Below are 24,074 nucleotides of genomic sequence, written 5' to 3' on the forward strand. Positions count from 1 at the left end.
ATTAGCGAACGATTAATAGTTCGGATTCTGGATCAACACTCCGTTGGAGAAGTCGATCTGATCTTGTGGTAACGGAAAATATTCGTGTGCCTTCGACCAAGCTGTTACATGTCCTGTCAATGCCGGGTCAAGTTCCAGTCCATTCAATTTATCCATGATTTTCCAACGTTTCATATCATAATAGCGAATTACCTCAAACGGAGTTTCCACGCGACGTTCATGACGTATTTTCTCACGTAGCTGATCTTGGGTAAGATTTGTCGGCAAATCGGCCAAACCGGCACGTGTGCGTACTTGATTGACCATTTCGGCTACACCACCGAGACCTAATTCATTAGCAGCTTCAGCTTTCAATAGCAGAAGTTCACCCCAACGCAGATAGACGAAATCCGTTTCACTACGGAAACTTGCCCCCCACGAATCACCTTCTTTCATTAACGGTGTCAAATATTTTACCATCGCTTTCTTCAGATCACTCTTGGGCAATGACAGTAATTCGCCTCCAGGCCATTGATATTTATCATCAAAAGCAACAATCTGTCCTAAACGATTATCACCTTCCTCATAATCATTTGTTAGATTAGCCACCGGGCGAACTGCTGCATAATCGCCATATATACGGTCAAAATCCGTATAATTATTGGGAGCCAGATATTTGATAGAGAAAACAATTTCAGTACTGGCTTCCTGAGTATCATAAGTAAAATTATCGGCATAACGTTCTGTCAATGAATATCCTTTGATTTCATTCAACAAATTATATGCTTCCTGTACCTCGTCACGGTTAGCTATTTTACCGTCTTCACCATACGCATGAAACATCAGCAAACGTGCCTTTAACCCCTGGGCAGCACCTTTGGTTGCATGTCCTCCGGCTCCCTTAAATGTTTTATCGTCCATTTTGTCAATAGCAGCCTGCAAATCAGTGATCAGGTTTTTATAAACTGTATCCAATGATTCTTTCGGCATGTTTTGAGTCGTAAGATTTAACGGTTCAGTTGGATAAGGAACTTCCCCATAACACAAATAAAGCAGATAATAACAGTAAGAACGAAGAAATAGAACTTCACCTTCATACTGATTACGTATACTACTCATATCTGCTCCTTCGTAATTTTTCAACTGATAAAGAAAAATATTCATACGGGCAATTGCAGAATAAGCTTCTTTGTAAAGGTCAGGTATAAAACCGGTCATCGACGGATCGATGTTGTCTGCCTGAATCATATAAGATAAATATACATAAGAAGAACCGGAACTCCCGTAAGCATTATCTGTCAGACAGTCAAAAACGATCGATCGATGTGACAATGTATTTTCCTGCATGGCCTGATAACAACCAGTCAAAGCAGAATCAAAATCAGACTTGGATTGCCAGAAGATAGTTTCTGACGGAGTGGTTGTCGGAGGTGTATCCAGAATATCAGAACAGGAAGATATTGTCATCATACCGGCAGCCAATAGTGATATATATGATAGTTTATTCATTTTCATAACTATTTTACGATTAAATTAAAATTCAAGATTTACACCAAATGAAATGATACGGTTTTGCGGATAATATACCAAACGTGTACCTTTTGTGGAATTATAGTTACGTTCGGGGTCGCCTCCCTGCGGGAATTTAGTGATTGTCAGCAAGTTATCACCGGAGAAATAGAAACGCAGACGTTCGATCTTCGCTTTACTCGTCAATGCTTTCGGCAATGTGTAGCCAAATGTCAAATTCTTCAAACGGAAATAAGAAGCATTATACAACCAATAAGTACTTTCACGCTGGTTCTTGGCACCTCCTAAATCTGCAAAATACAGGCGAGGATATTTGGCATCTCTATGATCTTCCGTCCACATATTGTCTATATAATCCTGAGAGATAGGAGAACCCTGGTAGAAAGGACGTAATCCCCAACCACTGGCATAGTGCTTGGCACCCTGTACACCCTGTCCCATCAAAGAAAGGTCGAATCCTTTCCAGCTGGCACCCAGATTAACAGAATATTCAAAATCCGGTAAACGGCCACCTAATACTTTACGGTCATTTTCATCAACGACACCATCCGGTACTCCATTCGGGCCACTGATATCCGCATATTTGATATCACCCGGCAATGTTTTGTCATTAAACTGTTTAGGTGAATTTGCTACATCTGCTTCATCTCTGAAAATACCAATTGCTTCATAGCCATAATATGACTCATAAGGCAGACCTTCCTTATAGATCAGACCTTTAGAAGAATCTATATAATCAGCACCGTATTTCGTCAGTTCGTTTCTCGTACGATCGAAGAATACTCCGGCGTTGTAACTCATACCTTTAAATATACCATTCTGAATATATCCGTTATAAGCCAAGGATACTTCGATACCTTTATTTATCATTTCACCGGCATTCACATACGGAGCCTTCAAACCTAACAGTGAATTACTCTGTGCCTGACGAAGAATATCGTATGTTCTTTTCTTATACCAGTCGAAAGTTACATTAAAACCATTGAAAGCAGTAATATCAACACCAAAGTCGCCGATAGAAGTAGATTCCCATTTCAGGTTACGATTAGTAAGCGCAGTCTGAGCTACACCGGCATCCAGATTCGAATTATCAAAACTATAATCCTTACCGGTCGTAACCGATGCATAATAAGAATAGAGATCGATGTTCTGGTTACCCAAGATACCCCATGAACCACGCAGTTTCAGACTGTTCAACCATTCCCAGTTCAGATCCTTCATCCATTCTTCTTCAGTCACACGCCATCCCAGAGAGAATGAAGGGAATATACCCCAGCGAGATTCGGAAGAGATACGTGAAGAACCATCATAGCGGGCATTTACTTCCAACAGATAACGTTGTTTGAATGCATAGTTGGCACGGAAAAAAGCAGACATAATTCCCCATTCTTCAGATTTACCGGTATTCGTCTGTACAGAAGAAATACCTGTCTCCAGTTCATGCAACGGGAAGTCATAATTCTGACGATAGCCTTCCAGTTTATCCAGTTTATAATATTCCAGGTTGTAACCAGCCATTACAGAGAAATCATGTTCCTTATTCGGAGTCGCCCAGTCATATTTCAAATAAGTATACAAGTTATAATAAGAACTATTATTCATCGTACTTGTCAAACCGGTACCTCCCGTATTCAAGGTTCCGTTCTGCTTTCCATCGTGATAATAATAGATAGGTGTCGGCAGAGCTCCCCAAACTTTATCATGTTGCTGTTTGTAACGCATAGCACCTTTAGTATACCAAGTCACCCCCTTGATCGGATTTACTTCTAACCAGGCCTGTGCATTGACATCCGTATTGACAGTTGTTTTGAAATTTTCCGTTTCTACAATTGCAACCATATTCTTATTGTTAGATTCAAACGAAAAAGCTTTAGAAGCATAGCGTCTGATACCTGTTCCGTCATCCGGCAACCAGGGCATATAGGTCGGAGCCTGTGAGATTGTCGACAGATAAGCATCCGTATCTCCCTGGCGAGTTTCCTGGCGATTGCTACGGCTACCGGTAAAGTACATTCCGAATTTAACCCAGTTATTCACTTGCGAAGTGAGATCGAGCGTTGCATTGTAACGCTTAAATTCCGAGCCCTTCAATGTTCCCGGCTGATTGACCATACTTAAAGAAGCATTATAAGAAGTTTTACCGGTCGTACCTGCAATACTCAGGTTATGCTGTTGTACAAAGGCAGGATTAAACATATAATCCAACCAGTTAAAACTCGGATACTTAGTCGGGTCGGATGGATTCGTGTAATTCGCAATCATTTCATCCGAGTAACGGTCGGTAGCCGGGGCACCTGAATTGTCTTTCGCCATATTGAAGTACTTCATATACGTCGGAGAATCCCATACCAGATCCAACAGAGTTGTCGGATTGTAAACGGCGAAGTTACCGTTATAACGGATTGAAACACGCTCTTTCACATCTGTACCATTCTTGGTCGTGATCAAAATTACACCGTTTGCAGCACGCGAACCATAGATAGAAGCCGAAGCGGCATCTTTCAACACCGAAACACTTTCAATAATGTTCGGGTCGAGGGAGGCCAGGTCTCCCTCGACTCCGTTAATCAGGATTAACGGGTCAGAACCGGTACCGGAATAAGTACCCTGTCCACGTACACGTATCTGAACAGACTCGCTACCCGGCTGACCTTTGTCGGAAGTGATACGCAAACCCGGCATCTGCCCCTGTAACATTGTTGAGGTGTTAGCTACCGGACGTTTTGCAATTTCTTCGCCGGTTACAGCAGATACGGCACCGGTCAGATTCACTTTTTTCTGTGTACCGTAACCAACAACAACAACTTCATCCAAACTTTGAGAATCTTCCTGAAGAGTAATTTTCAGACGGGTATTACCTGTCACTTTTATTTCCTGATCCTTATAACCAAGATATTTGATCAATAATACATCCCCGTTGTTAGCCGGAACGGTAAAGTTTCCGTCTACATCTGTAATAATCCCTGTGGTTGTTCCTTTCACTAGTACAGATACTCCGATCATCGGATCTCCGAACTCATCCAAAACAATTCCGGAGACAGTTTGTGTTTGCGCAAACAAACTCAAACCCGAGTTAAACGCCACCATTAATAATAATAATCGCCAAAACGATAAAGTGGCCTTCTTAATTTCCTTTTTCATTTAATCATGGATTTAATTAGACTTAAAATTTCAACAAATTCAATAACACAAAGAAACATATTCTCTTTTTCACAAAAGAAAAATATACTTCCAATTTAGTATTAAATTATTCTATATGAATAGTTTGAGACAAAAGTAACAGGAATGTGATACAAATTTATCAGCTCTCCTGTCCCGGCCTGTCTTTCGATTGTACAAACTCTGTCGGAGTACAACCGTAAAAAGCCTTAAAAGAATTTGAAAAATAAGAGTGGCTATTAAATCCAAGATGTAAGGCTATTTCGGAAACGTTCATTTCCGATTCTTTTAATAGTTTCGCAGCCATCTCCAACCGTTTATTACGGATCAGTTCCATGGGAGAAAGCTCGGTAATGGATTTTAGTTTGCGGTACAGGTTCGCGCGACTGATACCGATCTCCGTGCATAACAGTTCCACATCCAGTTTATCATTGGAGATATTCTGCTCGATCACATCAAATAATTTCTGAGAGAAACGTTCGTCCGCCGATTTAACCTCTATTCCCATCACTTCCGGAGAGAAACGCTTTCCATACAGCTTTTTCAACTGTTCCCGCGAAGCCAGTAAACTACGGATACGCGTTTGCAGCACATCCATATTGAACGGCTTTACAATATAATCGTCCGCACCAGCCTGGAATCCTTCCTTGATATGGACAACCATGGAACGCGCCGTCATCAGGATCACAGGGATATGCCCTACCCTTATATCGTTTTTGATCAGCGTGCAAAGTTCCAGTCCGTCCCGTTTCGGCATCATAATATCACTAAGGACCAGATCGGGAAAGTCCTGAACTACTTTTTCATATGCTCTTACACCGTCAGCCGCTTCTATAACGGTATACTCAGCTTCCAGACTCTTTTTCAGATAACTTCGTACATCTTTATCGTCTTCGACCAGCAAGATTTTATATTTCGGTCCTTCCACTTTTTCCGGAGCAGGAAGAGATGCGGAAATATCATCCGTATTCGTCACTTCCGAAATCTTATCAAACTCTATATTTTCAATCTGGTCTTCGGAAAAAGCGGAACGGGAGATCGGGAGAATCACAACAAAGCAGGCTCCTGACCGTTCCGTATTATCTACATAGATAACCCCACGATGAAGCTGTACGATCGTATATACAAGGCTCAGGCCAATACCTGTCCCGGACAGATTGATTCCCGACGTTTCCGGAATCTGATAGAAAGGAGTAAATATCTTGTCGACTTCCCCTTCTTCTATCCCCTTACCGGAATCTTTCACCCGCAATACCAGATAGTTCGCATTTTCATCCTTATACAACCCATCTGTTTGCTTTGTACCCAGTCCGTTCCATGATTTTTCCGATACTTCCATCGTAACGGATTCACCGGACGGCGTGTATTTGAATGCATTCGATAAAAGATTGAAAACAACCTTTTCCAATAAAGACTTATCGAACCAGGCATTGATCGTCTTAGGCGTACAATTCAACGAAAACTTCACTTCGTTCGTAAGAGCGATCTGGTTAAAGGCATAATATATTTCCTTTATATATTCGCAGACATCTCCTTCACTGACCTTCAGGTCCAGACTACCAGCCTGATTTTTATGCAGATCCATCAACTGGTTCACCAGAAGCAGAAGTTTCTGGGCATTCTTATATATAATGGAAAGTTTGTCATGCAATTCTGCCGGAATATCCACCCGTTTGACCAATTCCTCAAACGGGGTAATGATCAGCATCAAAGGGGTACGCAATTCGTGGGAGAAATTCGTAAACAGGCGGATCTTTGCTTCATGGAACTCCTCCTGCTTCTGTTTTTCCAACTGTTTCAGTTTTAAACCGGCTTCCAGGTTCCGCTTAATATTTACATAATGAAGAATCGCATAACTGATAACAGCCAATGCAATAACATAAAACAAATAAGCATACCAGGTCCTCCATAAAGGGGGTTGCACGATAATGGTCAGCGAACGCCCCTGCTCATTCCAGACACCGTCGTTATTAGATCCTTTTACATGGAAAACATATTTTCCCGGACTTAGATTTGTATAGAAAGCGGAGTTACGTCCTCCCACATAATTCCAGTCGGTATCATATCCTTCCAATTTATAGGCATATTGATTTTGTGTAGAATAGATATAATTCAATGCCTGGTAGGTTATTGAGAAATTATTTTCATTATAGAGTAAGCGGATCGTATCCATACTATCCAGCACTTTATCCAGTACCCCCGATTCATCCCCCACTTCGATCGGTTGATTATTGACAGACAGTTGTTCCAGTACCACCGACGGAATATTCTCATTCTTATCCATCGCAGCCACCTGGAAAGTGACAAAACCATTGCTCCCGGCAAAACAAAGATTCCCATCCGGCAAAGCAATCCCGCTATGCAAAGTAAACTCCCGGATATCTATCCCGTTATGACGGTGGTAATTCCTGACCTCACCTCCTACGGGATCAAACATGATCAATCCGTTCACGGTACTCATCCACAACTTCCGGTCGCTACTCTCTACCAACGAGCAGATATTATTATCCAACAATCCGTCTCTGGCCGTCATAACCCGTTTAACATGTTCTGTTTTATCAAACTGGAAGATACCGCCCCCATACGTCGATACCCATATTTCGCCTGACTTTGTACGGACAATGGCAGAAATATAATTATTAGGAATACGATAGCTTTCCACTGTCGCTTCATTCGAATATTTCGTCAACTGTTTCTTATTGGTATCGAAACGAAGTAATCCGTCAGCCGTACTGCCTAACAGCAACACACCGTCTTCTTCTTCCAGGATACAACGGACATTCGATAGATAAAAAGGTTCATCTACATTATTGGTAAAAGTCGTGACCAATCGATCGTTTACAAAACAGGTCAGGCCAAATTCCGTAGACGCACCTCCCACCCATAAATTTCCTTTACGGTCACGTATAATGGAATAGATAGAATATTCAACCGGATATTTATGATAAAGAGAAAACGTCTTGGTCCTGATATTAAATTTATAGATTTCCCCTTTCGTCGTCCCGCACCACACATATCCGTCCTCATAAAAGACAGACTTGATAATATTCGTATTAAAGGCAAAATGGGCAGACGGGTCGATCAGATAATAATGTGACGTATTCGTCTGATAATTATAGTTCAACAATCCGTATCCCTCGGTGGCTATCCACAAATTGGAGGGAGATTCATATGTTATCGCTCCATAAATCCCCGTCCTGATATTCAGTTCATCTTCCGGCCGGTGAAGTACAAAACGATTGGTGAACTTATTCAGGTAATTGATCCCCCCGGCAAATGTCCCGACCCACAACGTATGATCATGGTCCACACAAAAAGCATAGATAGAATAATGACTTAAAGAATGGTTTATATCATCATATCCCGCCACTTTTACTATCTGCCCGGATTCAGGATCCAAAGCGAATATACCGTCAAAAGTCCCGACCAGCAGTTTCCCCTGCCATTCGACCAGGCAACGGACAGTATTATTGCTCAGTTTGCTGTTCTCACTCGTAAAAGACAGAACCTCATTTTCACGTAAATTGATCTTGTTCACCCCATACTTGCTACCGATCCATATCTGTTTCTGCGTATCCTCATATATGGAGGTTATATTATTGTTATTCAACGGCATATTTTTAGATTCGCGGGTAAAATGACTGATTATGTTCATTTGATTGTCACACAAATAAACTCCTTTGTCCCTTGTTCCGATCCAATATCGTCCTGCACTGTCTTCAAATAAAGCCGAAACAGAGATATCTTCGAGGCCATTATCCAAAAGAATCCGTTCGAAACGATCTTCCTCCCTGTTAAAACGGTATAATCCGCCCCATGTACCCACCCACAGGTAACCTGCAGCATCGGAATATACTTTGGTAATACTACTCTGGGTTAAGCCATCTACTCCCGAATTATATCTTTTAATCCGGTCGGTATTCAAATCTATCCGGTTCAGCCCGTTGTTCGTTCCCACCCAAAGATACCCCTCCTGATCTTCTGTGACCGAAGCGATCGAGTTACCGGACAAACTATGTTCATTCCCGTCTTCCCGGCGATAAATCACATACTCCTTTCCGTTAAACCTGTTCAGGCCGTTCTTCGTGGCAAACCATAAATATCCTTTTGAATCCTGATAGATATCCATGACGGATAGCTGGGAGATACCTTCATTCAAATCCGAATTAAAGGAATACAAATAATTAGTCCTTTCTGCATGTAATATCGATGCAAAAAGGACCAGAAATAATATGAAAGACAATCTCCTTATCATGGTAGTTGAATCTGATTAGATAAAACAAAAATAGTAAAAGTTTTGGTTAATGGGAACAGGTCTTTACATCAATTCCATAAAAGCGGTCGGTATGCCTTCCGCTTTAACTGCAACCATGCTCTTCCCTTTATTCAGATTGACTTTGATACATGCCCGACCATTGTAAGCCTGTACCTTCCGGCTACCGGTAGATGTCCCCTGATTCTGTATCAACAAGCCATCGCCTGCGATTTCAAATTCAATGTATTTCTTTGAATCGAGGCAACGGACGCCCTCTTTATCCAGAAGCTGTACTTCCAGTAAAACGGTATCGCCTTCACGGGAAACGACAGATAAGGTCGCCACAGCTTCTTTACCCCATTTTGCCGTCTGGTACTCCTGGACGATCTCATCCGTGACCTTTGTTTTTCCTTTTACGGCAACTGCACGTATCTCGTTCTTACCTTCCTCATATACACAATTCCAACGCAAGCCGGCAGCCGGATAATCCTGGCTATCACGTTTCTTTATTCCCTGGCTGACACCGTTGACGAACAATTCCACCGCTTCACAGTTAGAATAAACCAGAATTTCCTTACGATCCCCTTTGTTACCCCAACGTACAGGCCAGCTATGACCGTAAATATGTACCATCGGCTCGGTAGTCCAATACGACTGGAAAACATAATAACTCTCTTTCGGAGTAAAATCACGCTCGACAACACCTTTCTGGTTCACATACGGAACTGGATTTTCAGGACGTACAGGCGTAGAGAAATCCTTGAACGGCCAATAGGCAGCACCGGTCAGCCACGGCATTGTCTCCTGTTCCTTCAAATGCCAGTCGATCAGGCGGACGATATAGCTTTCAGACCAGTCTCCGTCTTTGGATGCACGGGCGGCACCTCCATACAGGGAAGCATCCCCGTCACGTTCATCCGCGCCTTTCCCCGACTCGATACCTTTCAGGTTGGCAAACACATTTTCCGAATGGCGGCGGGCATGGCTGTCACCTCCCCACTCGACATGCAGGAAATGTTTCACTTTCTTCATTTCTTCCTCAGAGACCGATTTATAATCAGTGAACACACCACGATACCAACCGGCCCAGATAGAAGGCGAATAAACATCGACAATATCACTACAGAACTCGCAACGGCGGATAGCCGTCATACGGGTATCGTCCAGACGATGTGCCAGATCGTGCTGTTCCTTCATAAAGGCACGGATAGCACCTTTATCGAATGTACTGAAATCATTCGGCCAGTCGTTTTCATTTCCCAATCCCCAGATAATGACAGAAGGGTGATTATGATGCTGGTCGATCATATTCGTCAACATGCGGCGTGCCTGTTCTTTATAGGTTTCTCCGCCAAGCCCTCCGCGACACCAGGGCTCTTCTTCCCAAACAAGAATACCCAGCTCATCGCAAAGCCGGAGGATAATATCCGACTGCTGATAATGTCCGAGGCGGATGAAGTTGACACCCATGTCTTTCATCATCTGCATTTCCGTACGCATCATTTCTTCGGTCATAGCCTGTGCTACTCCGGCATGATCTTCATGGCGATGTGTTCCGCGAAGCAAAAGACGCCGGCCGTTCAGAAAGAACGGACCTTTCTCCTTAAATTCGAACTGGCGGAAGCCGAAACGCTCTTCAGTTGCCAGGGTTTGTCCACCGGCATCGATCGTCAGTTCGCAGGTGTAAAGAACCGGTGAATCGACATCCCATAAAGCCGGGTTCTTGATCCTGGCTTCCGCAAGGAGCTGATTACCGAGGGGTAGGATGTTCTGTACCGTCTGAGAATATATTTGTTTATGCTCTGCATCATAGATAGCAACGGTGACATTCGCTTTACGGATATCTTCCGGGTTATAGAAAGAGGCCTTTACTTTGACGGTTCCCTCCTTCCTGTCGGCTGAAAGTACCGGTTCGAGACGGATCAGTTCAAAAGAGGCTTTCGGCAGATAAACCAGGTTCAGGTAACGGTAAAGACCGCCGTATAAGTTGAAGTCCGACAAATCGGACGGAATCATTTCCAGATCGCGTGAATTGTCACAACGGACTGATAAGGGAATTTTTCCTTTGAAACGTTTCATTAACTGACCGTCTGCCATAAAGGAATTCACAGCTTCGGTAATGTCGACACTCCATTCGTCGTAACCGCCTACATGTTCACCGACCAACGTCGTGTAGATATACACTTTCGTTTTCTGCCCGGCACCTTCAAAATCGAGTACGATACGACCGTCGGCATACGGATTATCAATAGTCAGTAATGTTTTGTACCAGCCTGGTCCCTGATAATAATTGACATCGGGATCTACGGCATCCTCCGCATTGAAACAATGGGGTAAAGTGACTTTCTGCCAGACAGGGACAGTTTCAGGATTACCGGGAGAAGCAGGGCGTACTGCTTCCCAGATCCCTCCCAGGTCGCCTTTCAGGTATTCCCAGTTTTCCGTTAATCGTATTTTCTGTTTAGAGGGTACTTTTCCTGTCATCGAAAAACAGCAAAACAGGAAAAGACAAGTGTAAAGAATGTTTCTCATTATGTTTATTTGTTTTTATAGTTTTATAATATCGCAGTTCCTTCTTTTTCTAATTTCTGTTTCCTGAGAAGTGCTTCCAGGTAATAGTAATCGGCATATACGATCGGGACATCGACCTCTACGTTATGCATCTTAGAACCTGTACTATGTAATAACAGAAAACCTCTGTCCTTGCCGGGAGCAGTACGGTACCCTTTGGAAAGATTTTCCAGGATTGTATTTGCCTTCATTACATAATCCTTTCCATTTGCAGGATCATACATACTCAATTCATATAAAGCAGAAGCCGTTACCGTTGCTGCAGAAGCATCCCGGGGTTCGGCGGGGATACCCGGAGCATTGAAATCCCAGTAAGGAATCAGGTCTTTCGGTAGGTTCGGATGGGAAAAGATAAAATTTTCTATCTGTTTTGCCTGCTCCAGAAACTCGGGCAAACCTGTTTCACGGTAACACAGCGTATATCCGTAAAGTCCCCATGCCTGCCCACGCGACCAGGCCGATTCATGTGCATATCCCTGATGCGTATGTTTGTGCAGCACAGCTCCGGTGATCGTATCATAATCAACCACATGATAAGAGCTATAATCTTTACGGTAATGGTTCTTCATCGTAGTACGGGCATGGTTCACAGCCACATTATAGAATAAAGAATCGCCACTCGTCTTAAACGCCCAGAAAAGAAGTTCCAGATTCATCATATTGTCGATGATAACCGGGCAATCCCATTTATCACGGCTATGATCCCAGGAGCGGATCGCCCCCACATTCTCTTTATAACGGGTAGTCAACGTATAGGCAGCCTGCAACAAAACATCTTTATAAGCAGCATCTCCGGTCAACCGGTAACCGTTCCCGAAACTGCAATACACCTTAAAGCCCATATCATGTGTCCCTCCGTTCATCTTTTCACGCTCTATCAAAGCCGTTTGCTCCCGGGCCTTTTGTTTCCAGAAGTCATCTTTTGTATATTCATACATGTACCAGAGTTCGCCGGGGAAAAAACCGCTGGTCCAGTCACGGGAAATGACCATATGCAATGTACCGTCTGCCTCCACATTACGCGGACTGGCTAACGGCCCCAGGTTCTGTTTATCACGTAAGGCTTGCTTTTCGCGGGGTTCAGCGGACCGGACAGCATCCATTTCAACAAAAGCCTGCTTCAATTGTGTCGAAGCAAAAGAGAAATTATCCTGAACAAGATCAGGCTTATTTCCGCAAGAGGTCAAAGCAACCAATAACAGTAAAAGAGGAGTTTTGAGCTTCATATTTTTTCAACAAATAAAGTAAATCGATTATATAGTAAAACATTATTTTCACAACCATAACAACGGATGGCGAACAGGTAAATTCCTTATGACCTCGTCATTAACGGGAAAATGTTCCAATGCCGACCAAAGAGACACATAGGCGTCGTCTGGTGTATCGTAAGCACTGAACAGCAAAGCCGGATGAGCGACAGGCCATTCATCCCAGTACATCACATCTCTATCGAACGGCCATGCGGATTTATCCTTTATGTAAGGAAACATCCACGCTACCCCTTTCTGCATATTCCGTCCGTCTTCCGTCGTATATTGCCATAAATTATGATTTTCATCCGAAAGGATATGGCAGACCGTCGCCATCGCATCCAGGTTAAAAAGAGAATAGCCGTATGGTTTTGTCCGCTTCAGTTCCAAAGGAAAACTACCGTCCGTATCCATCTGGTTAGGTAACAAAACATTCCGGAAACGTTCCCTGCAAAAATCCGACACGTCCGTATTTCCCGTGTATTGGGCAAACAAGGCAGCCTGCATCACCCAGCAGGTTCCATGATTATTCTTTGCCTCCATCTCCTCTTTTCCGTACGGATGATCGGTCAGCCAGAACAGATATTTCGAAAACCAGTCTTTTGTCGCAACCGCCTCATCTACGGACAGTAAATCATTCTGTTCCATGATGATCAGGGAACGCACAACTTCCAGCAGGTGGATCGTGTCGATAATACCGATGCCCCGGCCTGTCACGATCCCTTTGATAGCCTGGGCATACTGAAGGTCAGGATTCATGCATGTTTCAGGATCGATAAACCAGGCATGGATATGCTTCAAGGCTTGTTCGATATATTTTTTATCCTGCGTAACGATCCACGCAGACGTCAGGTCGCCTACGACAGTACTAAAACGGATCATAGCATGGCGGTGAGCTACAAAATTATCGGGATTTGTTTCGCCGTCACGACGAATATAGGCGCTATCGGGGTTGACCGGATCCGGCCACCAGTAATCGCCTTCGGAATAAAAATCGTGAATTCCTCCGGCACTCCGTTCTGCCACAAATGAAGTTATTGTGACAGGCTCCTCCCCCAATGCTTCATTTCCCCGGAGGATAATTTCGGAGTGTAACAGGTCGGTCACTTGTTTTTTCAATCGTGTTTTATGAGAACAGGAACAAAAAACAAATGCAATTATTGGAACCAGCAATAATAACTTTGTATTCATGGCATAGACGTACTTATATTCTAGCCCAAAAATACAGTTTGTTCCCCTTTTTCGTTTTTAATATTATCGCAAAAGCTTGTAGATTTATTGCAAAAGGGGTATTTGTGAGATATTTATACAATACCGACAGATAAAACTATGCGGGTATCAGTTTGTCTCGTAATTATAAGTAAAAGAATATTCGTAGGTATTTTGCCCGGCTTCCGAACCATCTACCGATTTTATATCTTCAGTAATGATCATAGAAGTAATATAATCGCCTACAGTCTGGTAACGGAAAGTATATTCCGCATTATTTTTGCTTTCACCTAACTGATAACGGCTGGCCGATTCAGGCAAATTACGGTTAAGTGCCCCGTATAACGAATTCAAAGGATTTACTAAATCCGGTGTAACCGGTCTTAATGTACTAAGTGCACGGAACGGGAAATTAGCAGGACAAAGCTGGCTGCCGTAAGTATAATTCACCTCATCGCGGGGCAGATATTGGTAAACCGTAACATTTCCGCCCGACCAGGTATACTTATCCAGAGCTACAGGATCATTTTTCTTGTATCCTCCCTCTTCCAACGGACGTTGAAAAACCCAATCGGTTTCTGTCAGATTACTCCGGTTATATTTATAACGATATTCATTTTTTACATAGACCTCGCTCGGAGTATATTCGTTGACAGCCCATTCCTGTCTGTTCACTATCACATTCCCGTTTATCTGGTAATCCTCCGTATGCACATTCGAAGCATTGATCATCGAGATCTTATTGTCCGTATAAATCAGGTTAAAAGTTCCTTTGGATGTCGTCATTTTACTCACATTTCCATCTTGATTATAAGTGATATCCAAAGAATATTCAGGAAAGTCGACTCCATTCTTTTTACATGTTATCTTTGTCAGCTTATTCAGCTTGGGAATAGACGGTTTATCATCATCTCCGCAGGAAACTAAACCGATCAGCAACATCAACATCAGGCATACACTCTTTTTCATACTTTCTATATGTTTTACAGTTCAACAGCACAAAATTAGAATTTTTGGTAGAACAAAGTCAGAAGTAACCATTTTTAAGTAATAACTAATTTTTTATAACATGCCTTCTACTCCCCTTTTACCAACTGTTGTATCCTGCTCTTATCTCCTACTACCCACACCAGGTCATCCATTTCAAAGACCGTCTCGTTATCCGGAGTCGTCAGTGAACCGCCATTTCGTTCGATGCCGACGATCAGGCAATTATATCGGCGTCCGACATTGGACTGTATGATACTTTGTCCCAGGAACGGGAAGTTTTCATCCACGATAAACGAATTGACTGTAATTTCTTTTGGCTGGTCGGCGAAGCAATCCGCCCCGTTTTGCTGGTCTTCGAGCTTTGCCTGGAAAGCTTTCAACTGCTCATCGGTACCTACCACTACCACCTTGTCCTGCGGATAAATATGTTCGGAACCTCCGGGTATATAAATCTTATGATCACCGCGAATGATCTCTACGACACTCACCCCGTAATCTTTCCTGAAAGACAGCTCCGCCAGTGATTTTCCGACACTGGGCGAACAAGGCGATACAGGAACCACAGCCAGATGGATATCCTTATCGCTCAACTGATTATTAAAACTGACTTTTAACGGATTCCGTTTTCTGTCGACTTCTTCCCGACGATTCAGATTGGTCAGGAAATGGGCTTCCAGCTTGGAGTACTGGTTCAGATCCCGACGGAAAAGGATGATCAGGATCAGAAATCCTACGGCAATGATCGCTCCGATACCATACTGCACATGATAATATTTGATCAACACAATGGAAACGAACAAGATAGCGACAAACACCCTGAACAAGACAAGAGCCACCAGTTTCCCGTGATTATACTTATTATCATTCCACAGGCTCATAAATAACTCAGGCGAGTTATTCTTATTTGCCACCAGTCCGACCAAGAAAGGAATCATCAGGACAAGCGTTACCACGCTCATAATAATATTCCCCCACATCTCCATAGCCGGAAATTTCTCCACAAGCAACGGATAAATGACCTGGGTAGACAACAACAGGATAGCAGTCAGCAGCACCGAATGGATCAGTATCTTCCCCACATAGATCTTCAACAGCTTCCGCCAATGACTTTCATGGTTAATCGTTTTTGTTCCCGACGAATAATAGTCCATAAAGTTACGCGCTTTATCCGGCAATATCCGGTATAACCACTCTGCAAACGGTCCGGACAAACGAATAAAATAAGGAGTCGTAAACGTCGTGATCACCGACACGGCAACAATGATCGGATAGACAAAATCATCCAGCACCTTCAACGATACACCCAGCGCCGCAATAATAAAAGCAAACTCACCTATCTGCGCCAAACTAAAACCGGATTGTATGGATGTTTTCAGCGGCTGGCCGGACAGCAACACGCCAAAGGAAGAAAAGAAAGCCTTCCCGACAATCGTAACCAATGTGATAATTATCACAGGCCATGCGTATTCAACCAGGATAGCCGGGTCCACCAGCATCCCCACCGATACGAAAAAGATAGCCCCGAACAAGTCTTTAACAGGCTTGATAATATGCTCGATACGCTCCGCCTCCACCGTCTCGGCCAGGATCGATCCCATAATGAACGCCCCCAATGCAGCGGAGAAACCGGTTTTCGTCGCTACCACAACCATTCCCAGACATAATCCCAACGCGATCACCAGCAAAGTCTCGTCATTCATCAATTTCCTGACCTTTTTCAATAAAGCCGGAATAATGAAAATACCTACCAGGAACCAAAGGATCAGGAAAAAGATAACTTTCAGGATACTCCCTATCATCTCTTCTCCGGCAAACTCCTGGCTTACAGCCATAGTCGAAAGCAGTACCATCATAATGATGGCAACCAGATCCTCCACCACCAAAGTACCGAACACGATGCCGGTAAAACGTTGGTTACGCAACCCCAGGTCATCGAAAGCCTTTATTATTATGGTAGTGGACGACATCGACAACATACCTCCGAGGAAAATGGAGTTCATCGTCGACCATCCCAATAAATGCCCGACCAGATAGCCCACGATCAGCATCGTTATCACCTCCGTCATCGCAGTGATAAAAGCGGTGGAACCGACATTCATCAACTTTTTAAAACTGAACTCAAGCCCCAGGGCAAACAACAAAAAAACGACTCCCATCTCTGCCCAGAGATTGATATTTTCCACATCGACAACAGTAGGGAATATATGAACATAAGGTCCGGCCAGCAATCCGGCAACAATATACCCCAACACGAGCGGTTGTTTCAGCCATTTGAACAATAAAGTGATTACACCTGCGGATATGAGAATTAAAGCGAGATCTGAAATTAAATCGGGTAAATGCGACATATATACAATTTGGATTAATCAGTTAGCTAACAAAAATAATATTTTTCCAGATTTTATCAAGTATAGCCAATGCTTTTTTATAACTTTGCTAGAAATAAACAAAAACATCTATCTATTTACTTAAATCTGTTAGTATATGAAAAACAAGATTATCCTCTTCCTTGTTTTGTGTTTCTGCATTAATTTTGCAGGAATAGCTCAAAGTACGGTTCATGAATCGGTGAAGTTTCAGAGTAAAAAGTTAGGAAAAGAAGTATCCTACTCTATTTACCTGCCCGACGGCTATGCCACTTCAAACCGTTATTATCCGGTACTCTACCTGTTACACGGTTATACCGACAATGAAACGATGTGGATTCAAACCGGCCAGATGCAGGAAATTACCGATCGCGCCATCAACAGCGACCAGGCTGTTCCCATGATCGTCGTCATGCCGGATGCCTGGGATACCTGGTATATCAATCAATATGACGGAAAGGCCCCTTACGAAGATATGTTTTTCGAAGAATTGATCCCCTATATCGAAAAGACCTACCGTGCCCGGAGCAACAAAGAGTTCCGCGCCATCGCCGGCCTTTCCATGGGTGGATACGGCTCATTCCTCTATTCTTTGCATCATCCGGATATGTTCAGTGCCTGCGCACCGCTTAGTGCAGCTATTTTCGATGACAGTGTGATGGAACAACGCCAGGCAAAGTCGCACAAGGACTTGTTTAACCGCCTGTTTGGTCCGGGACTCGACTACTGGCATAAGAACAGCGTACTGAAAATGCTTTCCGAACTGGATAAAGAGAATCTCCCGCGTATCCGGTATTATATCGACTGTGGCGACCAGGACGGTTTGCTGGATGGTAATTTCCAGGCTCACCAAATCATGCGTGAGAAAGGTATGAAACATGAATTCCGTGTACGGGGAGGCGGCCATACCTGGCTATACTGGCGTACGGCGTTACCGAATATACTGGAATTCGTCAGCGGCGCATTCCGCAGAAATAATTAACAGAATATCCGTTGGCTGAATTCATATTGGCTCACATTTTGACAGAATTGAATGTTTCAATGATTGTCAGTTTGAGCTATCCCCTTATCAAAGAGACTTCGCCATTATAGGTTTATTTGCCGTCAGTTTTAACTGACGGATTAGTAAAGAATCTATTTCTTTGGACTTTAGTCCCATTTTAAACACACTCTCTATGCTTAGAGAAATGTGGCTAAAGCCAAAAAGAAAAACAATTTGTAGACCGTCAGTTAAAACTGACGGCAAATGAACCTGTAACTAAGCATGTCATATTGATAACAGATAACCGATAGACGGATAGACTCCCGTTTTATATATTCGACTACGAAGCCTAACTGTCAATTTTCAATTGAAAAAGAGCGGTTCGGAATGACCATATTCTTTCCGATACCGACCTTTTTCTCTACCGCCGTTTTCCCTTTTTCCTTATACAGATAGCCGCGGAACATTCCGGTCGTATTGAACGGCATAGCGATATTCCCGTTTTTATCGACAGCAATAAGGCCACCTTCTCCCGCATTCGCATTCAGTTCCGTATGGATAATATAATCTGCCGCCTGTCCGACAGGTTCCTTCAAATATTTATAGCGTGCACAAAGATTAAAAGCGACCGCATGACGGATAAAATACTCTCCGTGTCCGGTACAGGATACAGCACAACTGTTATTATCGGCATACGTACCTGCCCCGATAACAGGCGAATCACCGATACGTCCCCATTGCTTTTTGAACATTCCTCCTGTACTGGTCCCTGCTGTCAGATTTCCTTGTTTATCCAAAACGACACAACCGACAGTACCGTTCTTCCGGCTTTCCTCTTTCAACTTCTCGATCCATTCCATTGTCTTCGGAGTAGCAAAATACATATTATCCACCTGCTCCAGCCCCCGGCTGGCAGCAAAAGCATCTGCCCCGGCTCCCGACAGCATAACATGCGGCGTCTGCGTTTTAACGGCATAAGCGGCATCGATCGGATTTTTAACTGTCTTTACACCGGCTACGGCTCCGGCAGAGAGATCCTTCCCTTCCATGATGGCAGCATCGAGCTCAAATGTGCCTTCAGCAGTACATGTAGCACCTTTACCGGCATTGAATAAGGGATTGTTTTCAAAATAATTGATTACCGCCATAACAGCCTGCGGACCTTCCCCACCGGCAGAAAGGATACGGTCGCCAATGGTCAGGGCCGAATCGAGAGCCGCATAATATTGGGCGGAACGTTCCGGATCTTTTTCCAGCTTATCGATAACTCCTGCGCCACCATGCACTACAATCACATATTCACGTTCCTGCGCCTGCAAACTAATGGCTCCACAGAATAACAAAATAATCAGGTAAGATAAATTTCTAAACATCTCGTACAATAGATTAAATGATAGTGACGGCAAAAATACAAAATACCTATCTTTACATCCATAAAACAGTACAATATAATAATGAAAAGAACAAACCCGTCAGGATCACGGCAAGTAATCCTGATCACCGGAGCATCTTCCGGTATTGGAAAAGCCACAGCCAACTTACTCGTACAACAAGGTTACACCGTCTACGGGACCAGCAGGAAAGCATCTGAAAGTACCAACGGCGTCCGGATGTTAACGATGGACGTAACCCAACCCGCTTCCATCCAACAGGCGGTGGAGCAAATACTTTCCGAACAGGGACGGATCGACATTCTGATCAATAATGCCGGACTCGGTATCAGTGGGGCTCTCGAACTGGAAACAGACGAAGAAATCGGCAAACAGATGGATACAAACTTCATGGGAGTGGTGCGTATGTGCAAGGCTGTCATCCCGATCATGCGTAAAGAGCGGAAAGGTTTTATCATTAATATCAGTTCAATCGGAGGACTCATTGCCGTCCCTTTCCAGGGTTTCTATTCCGCATCCAAATTTGCTGTTGAAGGATATAGCGAAGCGCTGCAACATGAAGTCCGTCCGTTCGGGATACGGGTATGCCTGGTCGAACCCGGAGACTTCTACACCAATTTCACGGCAAACCGCGGCATATCATCCGCAACGCTCGACAATCCGGATTACCGGGAAGTTTTCGGCCGCGTCATAAATGCCTTTGAAAAGATGGAGAAGAACGGAGCGCATCCCGACAAACTGGCGCATGCCATTCTCCGTCTGATCCGAAGTTCGCGTCCACCCTTCCGTTGTAAAACAGGTCCTATCGAACAGGTTCTCTTTGCCTGTTGTAAAAGCTGGTTACCTGAAAAATTCGTTCATTGGGTGGTAAGAACCGGCTACCGGCTGTAATCTGCACACCCGGATCATCACCCCATAAAACAACAGTCCCCGGATCATATGGTCCGGGGACTGTGTTCTTTATATAAAAGACATTTATTTCTTATACCAAACAGGTCCGGGTTGGTTACCCATTTCAAACTCAAGTGTCGCTCCACTCATGATCTGTTCGTGGGTGATGTAACTCTTATCATAGGGCTGTCCATTCAGTTTAACCGATTGGATATAAATATTCTCAGCACTGACGCCCGGAGCCAGGATTGTAAACACCTTCCCATCCGACAGATTCATCTTCACTTCCGGGAATAAAGGTGTTCCGATCTCATACTGGCCGCTCACCGGGTCTACCGGATAGAAGCCCATCGCACTGAATACAAACCAGGCAGACATCTGTCCGCAATCTTCATTTCCACAGATACCGTCCGGCGCATTCAGATACAGGTCGTGTAATACCTGAGCTACATATTTCTGCGTCTTCCAGGGCTGGTCTACCTTGTTATAGAGATAGATCACATGGTGGCTCGGCTCGTTGCCATGCGCATACTGTCCGATCATTCCGGTACTGAAAATAGGCAGATCCTCTTTTGCATCCGGTGCATAAGTGAACATGCTGTCGAGCTTTTCCGTGAAACGCTCCTTGCTTCCCAGCAGGCCGATCAGTCCGTCCAGATCCTGCGGCACATACCAGAAATACTGCCAGGCGTTGCTTTCACAAATATCTTCCGTATAATCCTTGGCATCGAACGGAGTGACAAAGCTGCCTTTTTCATCCCTCGGCTGCATAAAAGTAGTTTCCTTATTATAGACATTCCGGTAGTTTTGCGAACGTTTGTAAAACTCATCGGCAATTTCCTTCTTTCCCATTTTTTCAGCCATACGGGCGATGCAATAGTCGTCATAAGCATATTCGAGCGTCTTTGACAACGACCAGTTTTCCCATTTCTCCGGATCACTGAATGCCGGTACATAGCCTAATTTCTTATATAATCCGATACCACGGTAATCGTCCCGGTTCGCCGTCGCTATACAAGCCTGCAACGCCTTTTCCGCATTAAAATTACCGATTCCTTTCAGATAAGCATCCACGATAACAGGTACCGCATGGTAACCGATCATCATATTTGTTTCATGTCCGTACAGATTCCACAAAGGAAGTGCACCGTTCTGGTCAAAGAAATTCAGGAAGCCCTGAACCATATCGTTTACCCGTTTCGGGTCTGTATATGTATAAAGAGGATGGGCAGCGCGGAAAGTATCCCACAAAGAGAAAGTGGAGTAATTGTCACCGCCATTTGTCTTATGTATCTGGTTATCCGGTCCGTAATAAGAACCATCCACATCACTGAAAATCGTCGGAGCGATCATGGTATGGTACATAGCCGTATAAAACTTAACCAGGTCGTCCGTATTGTTCCCGTTCACCTCGATCTTCGACAGTTCCTTATTCCAACGGGCAACAGCCTCCTGATGATACCGGTCGAAATCATTGAGAGGAACTTCTGCCTGCAAATTCCTGGCAGCTCCCTCCATACTGACACCGGAGATAGCCGTATTCACCAAAATCTCTTCATCTTTTTCCGTATTAAAATCAAAACGGGCGACATAAGCCGTGCCGATACGTCCTTTATCTTTGGTTACGATAGCGGTCGTATCCATATGATACCCAGCGAAAGGTTTAGAGAAACGGGTCTGAAAATAGACATGCTGGTCGGGCGACCATCCCTGTGAGAAACGATATCCGCGGATCGTCACCGAGTCTACTACCTCTATATAAGAATCGAGTGTAAAGTCCCAGTTCATCGCTTTTTTCAGATTCAGGAAGACAGAGGCTTCCGCCTTCGGGAAAATGTAGCGCTGGATACCGCATCGTTCGGTTGCCGTCAGTTCCACATTGATATTATAGTCTTTCAGCAATACCCGGTAGTAACCGGCAGAGGCAGCCTCGTCATTATGAGAGAAGGTAGAGTAAATACCCAACGGTGCTTCTGCTTCTTTATACGGACGGGTCACCGGCATAAAAGAGATATCGTACAGATCACCGGCTCCTGTACCGGAAAGATGTGTATGGCTGAAACCGGCAATTGTCGTGTCGGGATAAAAATAACCGGAGATACGGTCCCATCCCGGTAATCCGTTGTCAGGACTTAACTGCACCATCCCGAAAGGAGCCTGTGCTCCCGGATAAGTATTTCCGGTAAAATCCGTACCGATCATCGGATTTACATACTGCGCATAATCAACCTCCTGTTGTTTCTCAGGCGTGCAGGCCACCAAAGCCAGCAAGGAGACCGCCAATAAAGAGAAGTGCCTCATTGTTTATAAATTGTTTAAGTCTTGACAAATATACAAAAAGAGACGTAACATTTAAATATGTACGTCTCTTTCTATAACTAATTTCCAATGTCTATGGTTTATTAACCTTCATTTTCCTTTTCGTTATCCTCTTCGTCTTCTTCATCCGGTTCCTCTACCGGGGGCTTCCTTACGAAGAATGCACTTAATTCGTACAATCCGTATAACGGGAAGAATACGACACTCAATGTAAACGGATCGCTACTCGGCGTAATGAATGCTGCTGCAACAAGCAATCCGACAATAGCATGCCGTCTGTACTTATGGAAAAATCCTCTGTGCAACAGTCCCAGCTTCGACAGCAACCACGATACCAACGGCATTTCAAAAACAATTCCCATTACAAAGATCAGCATAAGGAAGTTATCCATATACGAATCCAGAGAGACTTGTTCTGTAATATTAGCGCTCAATTGATACGTTGCCAGGAAACGGAGTGTCATCGGGAATACCATAAAATAACCTACGGCACATCCCATGAAAAACATAATCGTTCCGAAAAAGAATACCCACCTGATATTTTTCTTTTCGTTGTCATACAGAGCCGGACTGATGAATCTCCATACCTCATACATCAGATAAGGGAAAGTCAATACAAGGGCCAGCCAGAATGAGGTGGTCATGTGGGTGAAGAACTGGGAAGCCAGCTTGATATTTACGATATCTACATGAAAAGTATCATTACAGAAATCCGGTAAAACATCAAACCAAGGACTTATATCGATAAGCCACTTGTTCAATTCACATAACCAACGGTAAAGAATAAAATCAGCATAGCAGGGAGCCATAATGACGTGATCGAAAAGGTCACGCATAAAGGCAAAACTACCGATAGCAAAAACAAAGAGCGCTAGAATAGAACGGAATAAAGTCCAACGAAGTTCTTCCAGGTGGTCCCAGAATGACATTTCATTTTGTTCCAACTCTTCTTCCATTTCCTACTTCTTATCGTTGTCGTCCAGCTTAATGTCGTCTTCTAAACCTTTTACACCGTCTTTAAAGTTTTTCACTCCTTTACCGATACCTTTCATCAGTTCCGGAATTTTTTTACCACCGAAAAGTAACAACACAACAATGGCGATAATCACAATTTCGCCTGTACCTAAATTTCCTAAAAATAGTAATTCGTTCATGATATTATAATAATTAGTCGTTAATATT

General features: G+C 43.7%; 14 protein-coding genes. 2 read left to right on the forward strand and 12 right to left on the reverse strand.

All coding sequences use genetic code 11. From position 1 onward, the window contains the following. Window positions 1–12 precede the first annotated feature (12 nt). The 8 genes from IEY67_RS05765 to IEY67_RS05800 form a co-directional block, all read right to left on the reverse strand. Entirely contained in the window at window positions 13–1,488 is a 1,476-nt protein-coding gene (locus IEY67_RS05765; RefSeq protein ID WP_122375750.1) for a RagB/SusD family nutrient uptake outer membrane protein, read from the reverse strand. 24 nt (window positions 1,489–1,512) lie between these two features. Continuing rightward, window positions 1,513–4,650: a SusC/RagA family TonB-linked outer membrane protein gene (locus IEY67_RS05770; RefSeq protein WP_183669230.1), complete on the reverse strand. Its 3,138-nt coding sequence runs from the start codon at window positions 4,648–4,650 to the stop codon at window positions 1,513–1,515. A gap of 160 nt (window positions 4,651–4,810) precedes the next feature. Continuing rightward, window positions 4,811–8,923, reverse strand: coding sequence for a hybrid sensor histidine kinase/response regulator transcription factor (locus IEY67_RS05775; protein ID WP_183669228.1), 4,113 nt, complete (start codon window positions 8,921–8,923; stop codon window positions 4,811–4,813). Between the two features lie 63 nt (window positions 8,924–8,986). Then, window positions 8,987–11,455: a glycoside hydrolase family 2 TIM barrel-domain containing protein gene (locus IEY67_RS05780; RefSeq protein ID WP_183669226.1), complete on the reverse strand. Its 2,469-nt coding sequence runs from the start codon at window positions 11,453–11,455 to the stop codon at window positions 8,987–8,989. A 23-nt stretch (window positions 11,456–11,478) separates the two neighbouring features. Then, window positions 11,479–12,720, reverse strand: a complete 1,242-nt coding sequence (locus IEY67_RS05785; protein ID WP_183669224.1) for a glycoside hydrolase family protein — start codon at window positions 12,718–12,720, stop codon at window positions 11,479–11,481. 48 nt (window positions 12,721–12,768) lie between these two features. Next, window positions 12,769–13,935 carry an alginate lyase family protein gene (locus IEY67_RS05790; RefSeq protein ID WP_183669222.1) on the reverse strand — a complete coding sequence of 389 codons (1,167 nt, stop codon included), beginning with the start codon at window positions 13,933–13,935 and terminating at the stop codon, window positions 12,769–12,771. A 147-nt stretch (window positions 13,936–14,082) separates the two neighbouring features. Further along, complete coding sequence (locus tag IEY67_RS05795; protein WP_183669220.1) at window positions 14,083–14,922, reverse strand: DUF5032 domain-containing protein; 840 nt, start codon at window positions 14,920–14,922, stop codon at window positions 14,083–14,085. Window positions 14,923–15,029: 107 nt separating this feature from the next. Beyond that, the gene (locus IEY67_RS05800; protein ID WP_122375739.1) at window positions 15,030–17,291 is read right to left on the reverse strand and encodes a monovalent cation:proton antiporter family protein; all 2,262 of its coding nucleotides are present in this window, start codon (window positions 17,289–17,291) and stop codon (window positions 15,030–15,032) included. A gap of 136 nt (window positions 17,292–17,427) precedes the next feature. On the opposite strand from IEY67_RS05800, the gene IEY67_RS05805 reads away from it, so the two are divergent. Continuing rightward, the gene (locus IEY67_RS05805; RefSeq protein WP_122356156.1) at window positions 17,428–18,291 is read left to right on the forward strand and encodes an alpha/beta hydrolase; all 864 of its coding nucleotides are present in this window, start codon (window positions 17,428–17,430) and stop codon (window positions 18,289–18,291) included. 356 nt (window positions 18,292–18,647) lie between these two features. Here the strand turns inward: IEY67_RS05805 and IEY67_RS05810 are convergent, their stop codons facing one another. Next, window positions 18,648–19,664, reverse strand: a complete 1,017-nt coding sequence (locus IEY67_RS05810) for an isoaspartyl peptidase/L-asparaginase family protein (RefSeq protein ID WP_122356154.1) — start codon at window positions 19,662–19,664, stop codon at window positions 18,648–18,650. Window positions 19,665–19,745: 81 nt separating this feature from the next. Between IEY67_RS05810 and kdsR the strand changes: the two genes are divergently transcribed. Then, the gene (gene kdsR, locus IEY67_RS05815; protein WP_183669219.1) at window positions 19,746–20,573 is read left to right on the forward strand and encodes a 3-ketodihydrosphingosine reductase; all 828 of its coding nucleotides are present in this window, start codon (window positions 19,746–19,748) and stop codon (window positions 20,571–20,573) included. A gap of 84 nt (window positions 20,574–20,657) precedes the next feature. On the opposite strand, the gene IEY67_RS05820 is transcribed toward kdsR, so the two are convergent. The 3 genes from IEY67_RS05820 to IEY67_RS05830 all read right to left on the reverse strand — a co-directional run bounded on the left by IEY67_RS05820 (window position 20,658) and on the right by IEY67_RS05830 (window position 24,046). Continuing rightward, window positions 20,658–22,874, reverse strand: coding sequence for a GH92 family glycosyl hydrolase (locus tag IEY67_RS05820; protein ID WP_183669217.1), 2,217 nt, complete (start codon window positions 22,872–22,874; stop codon window positions 20,658–20,660). A 101-nt stretch (window positions 22,875–22,975) separates the two neighbouring features. Beyond that, window positions 22,976–23,848 carry a twin-arginine translocase subunit TatC gene (gene tatC, locus IEY67_RS05825; protein WP_122356144.1) on the reverse strand — a complete coding sequence of 291 codons (873 nt, stop codon included), beginning with the start codon at window positions 23,846–23,848 and terminating at the stop codon, window positions 22,976–22,978. 3 nt (window positions 23,849–23,851) lie between these two features. Beyond that, a complete protein-coding gene (locus tag IEY67_RS05830) occupies window positions 23,852–24,046 on the reverse strand; it encodes a Sec-independent protein translocase subunit TatA/TatB (RefSeq protein ID WP_007652767.1) in 195 nt (64 codons plus the stop codon). Window positions 24,047–24,074: the final 28 nt, after the last annotated feature.

The sequence above is a fragment of the Parabacteroides faecis genome, assembly GCF_014647375.1.
GTDB classification, from domain to species: Bacteria; Bacteroidota; Bacteroidia; order Bacteroidales; family Tannerellaceae; genus Parabacteroides; species Parabacteroides faecis.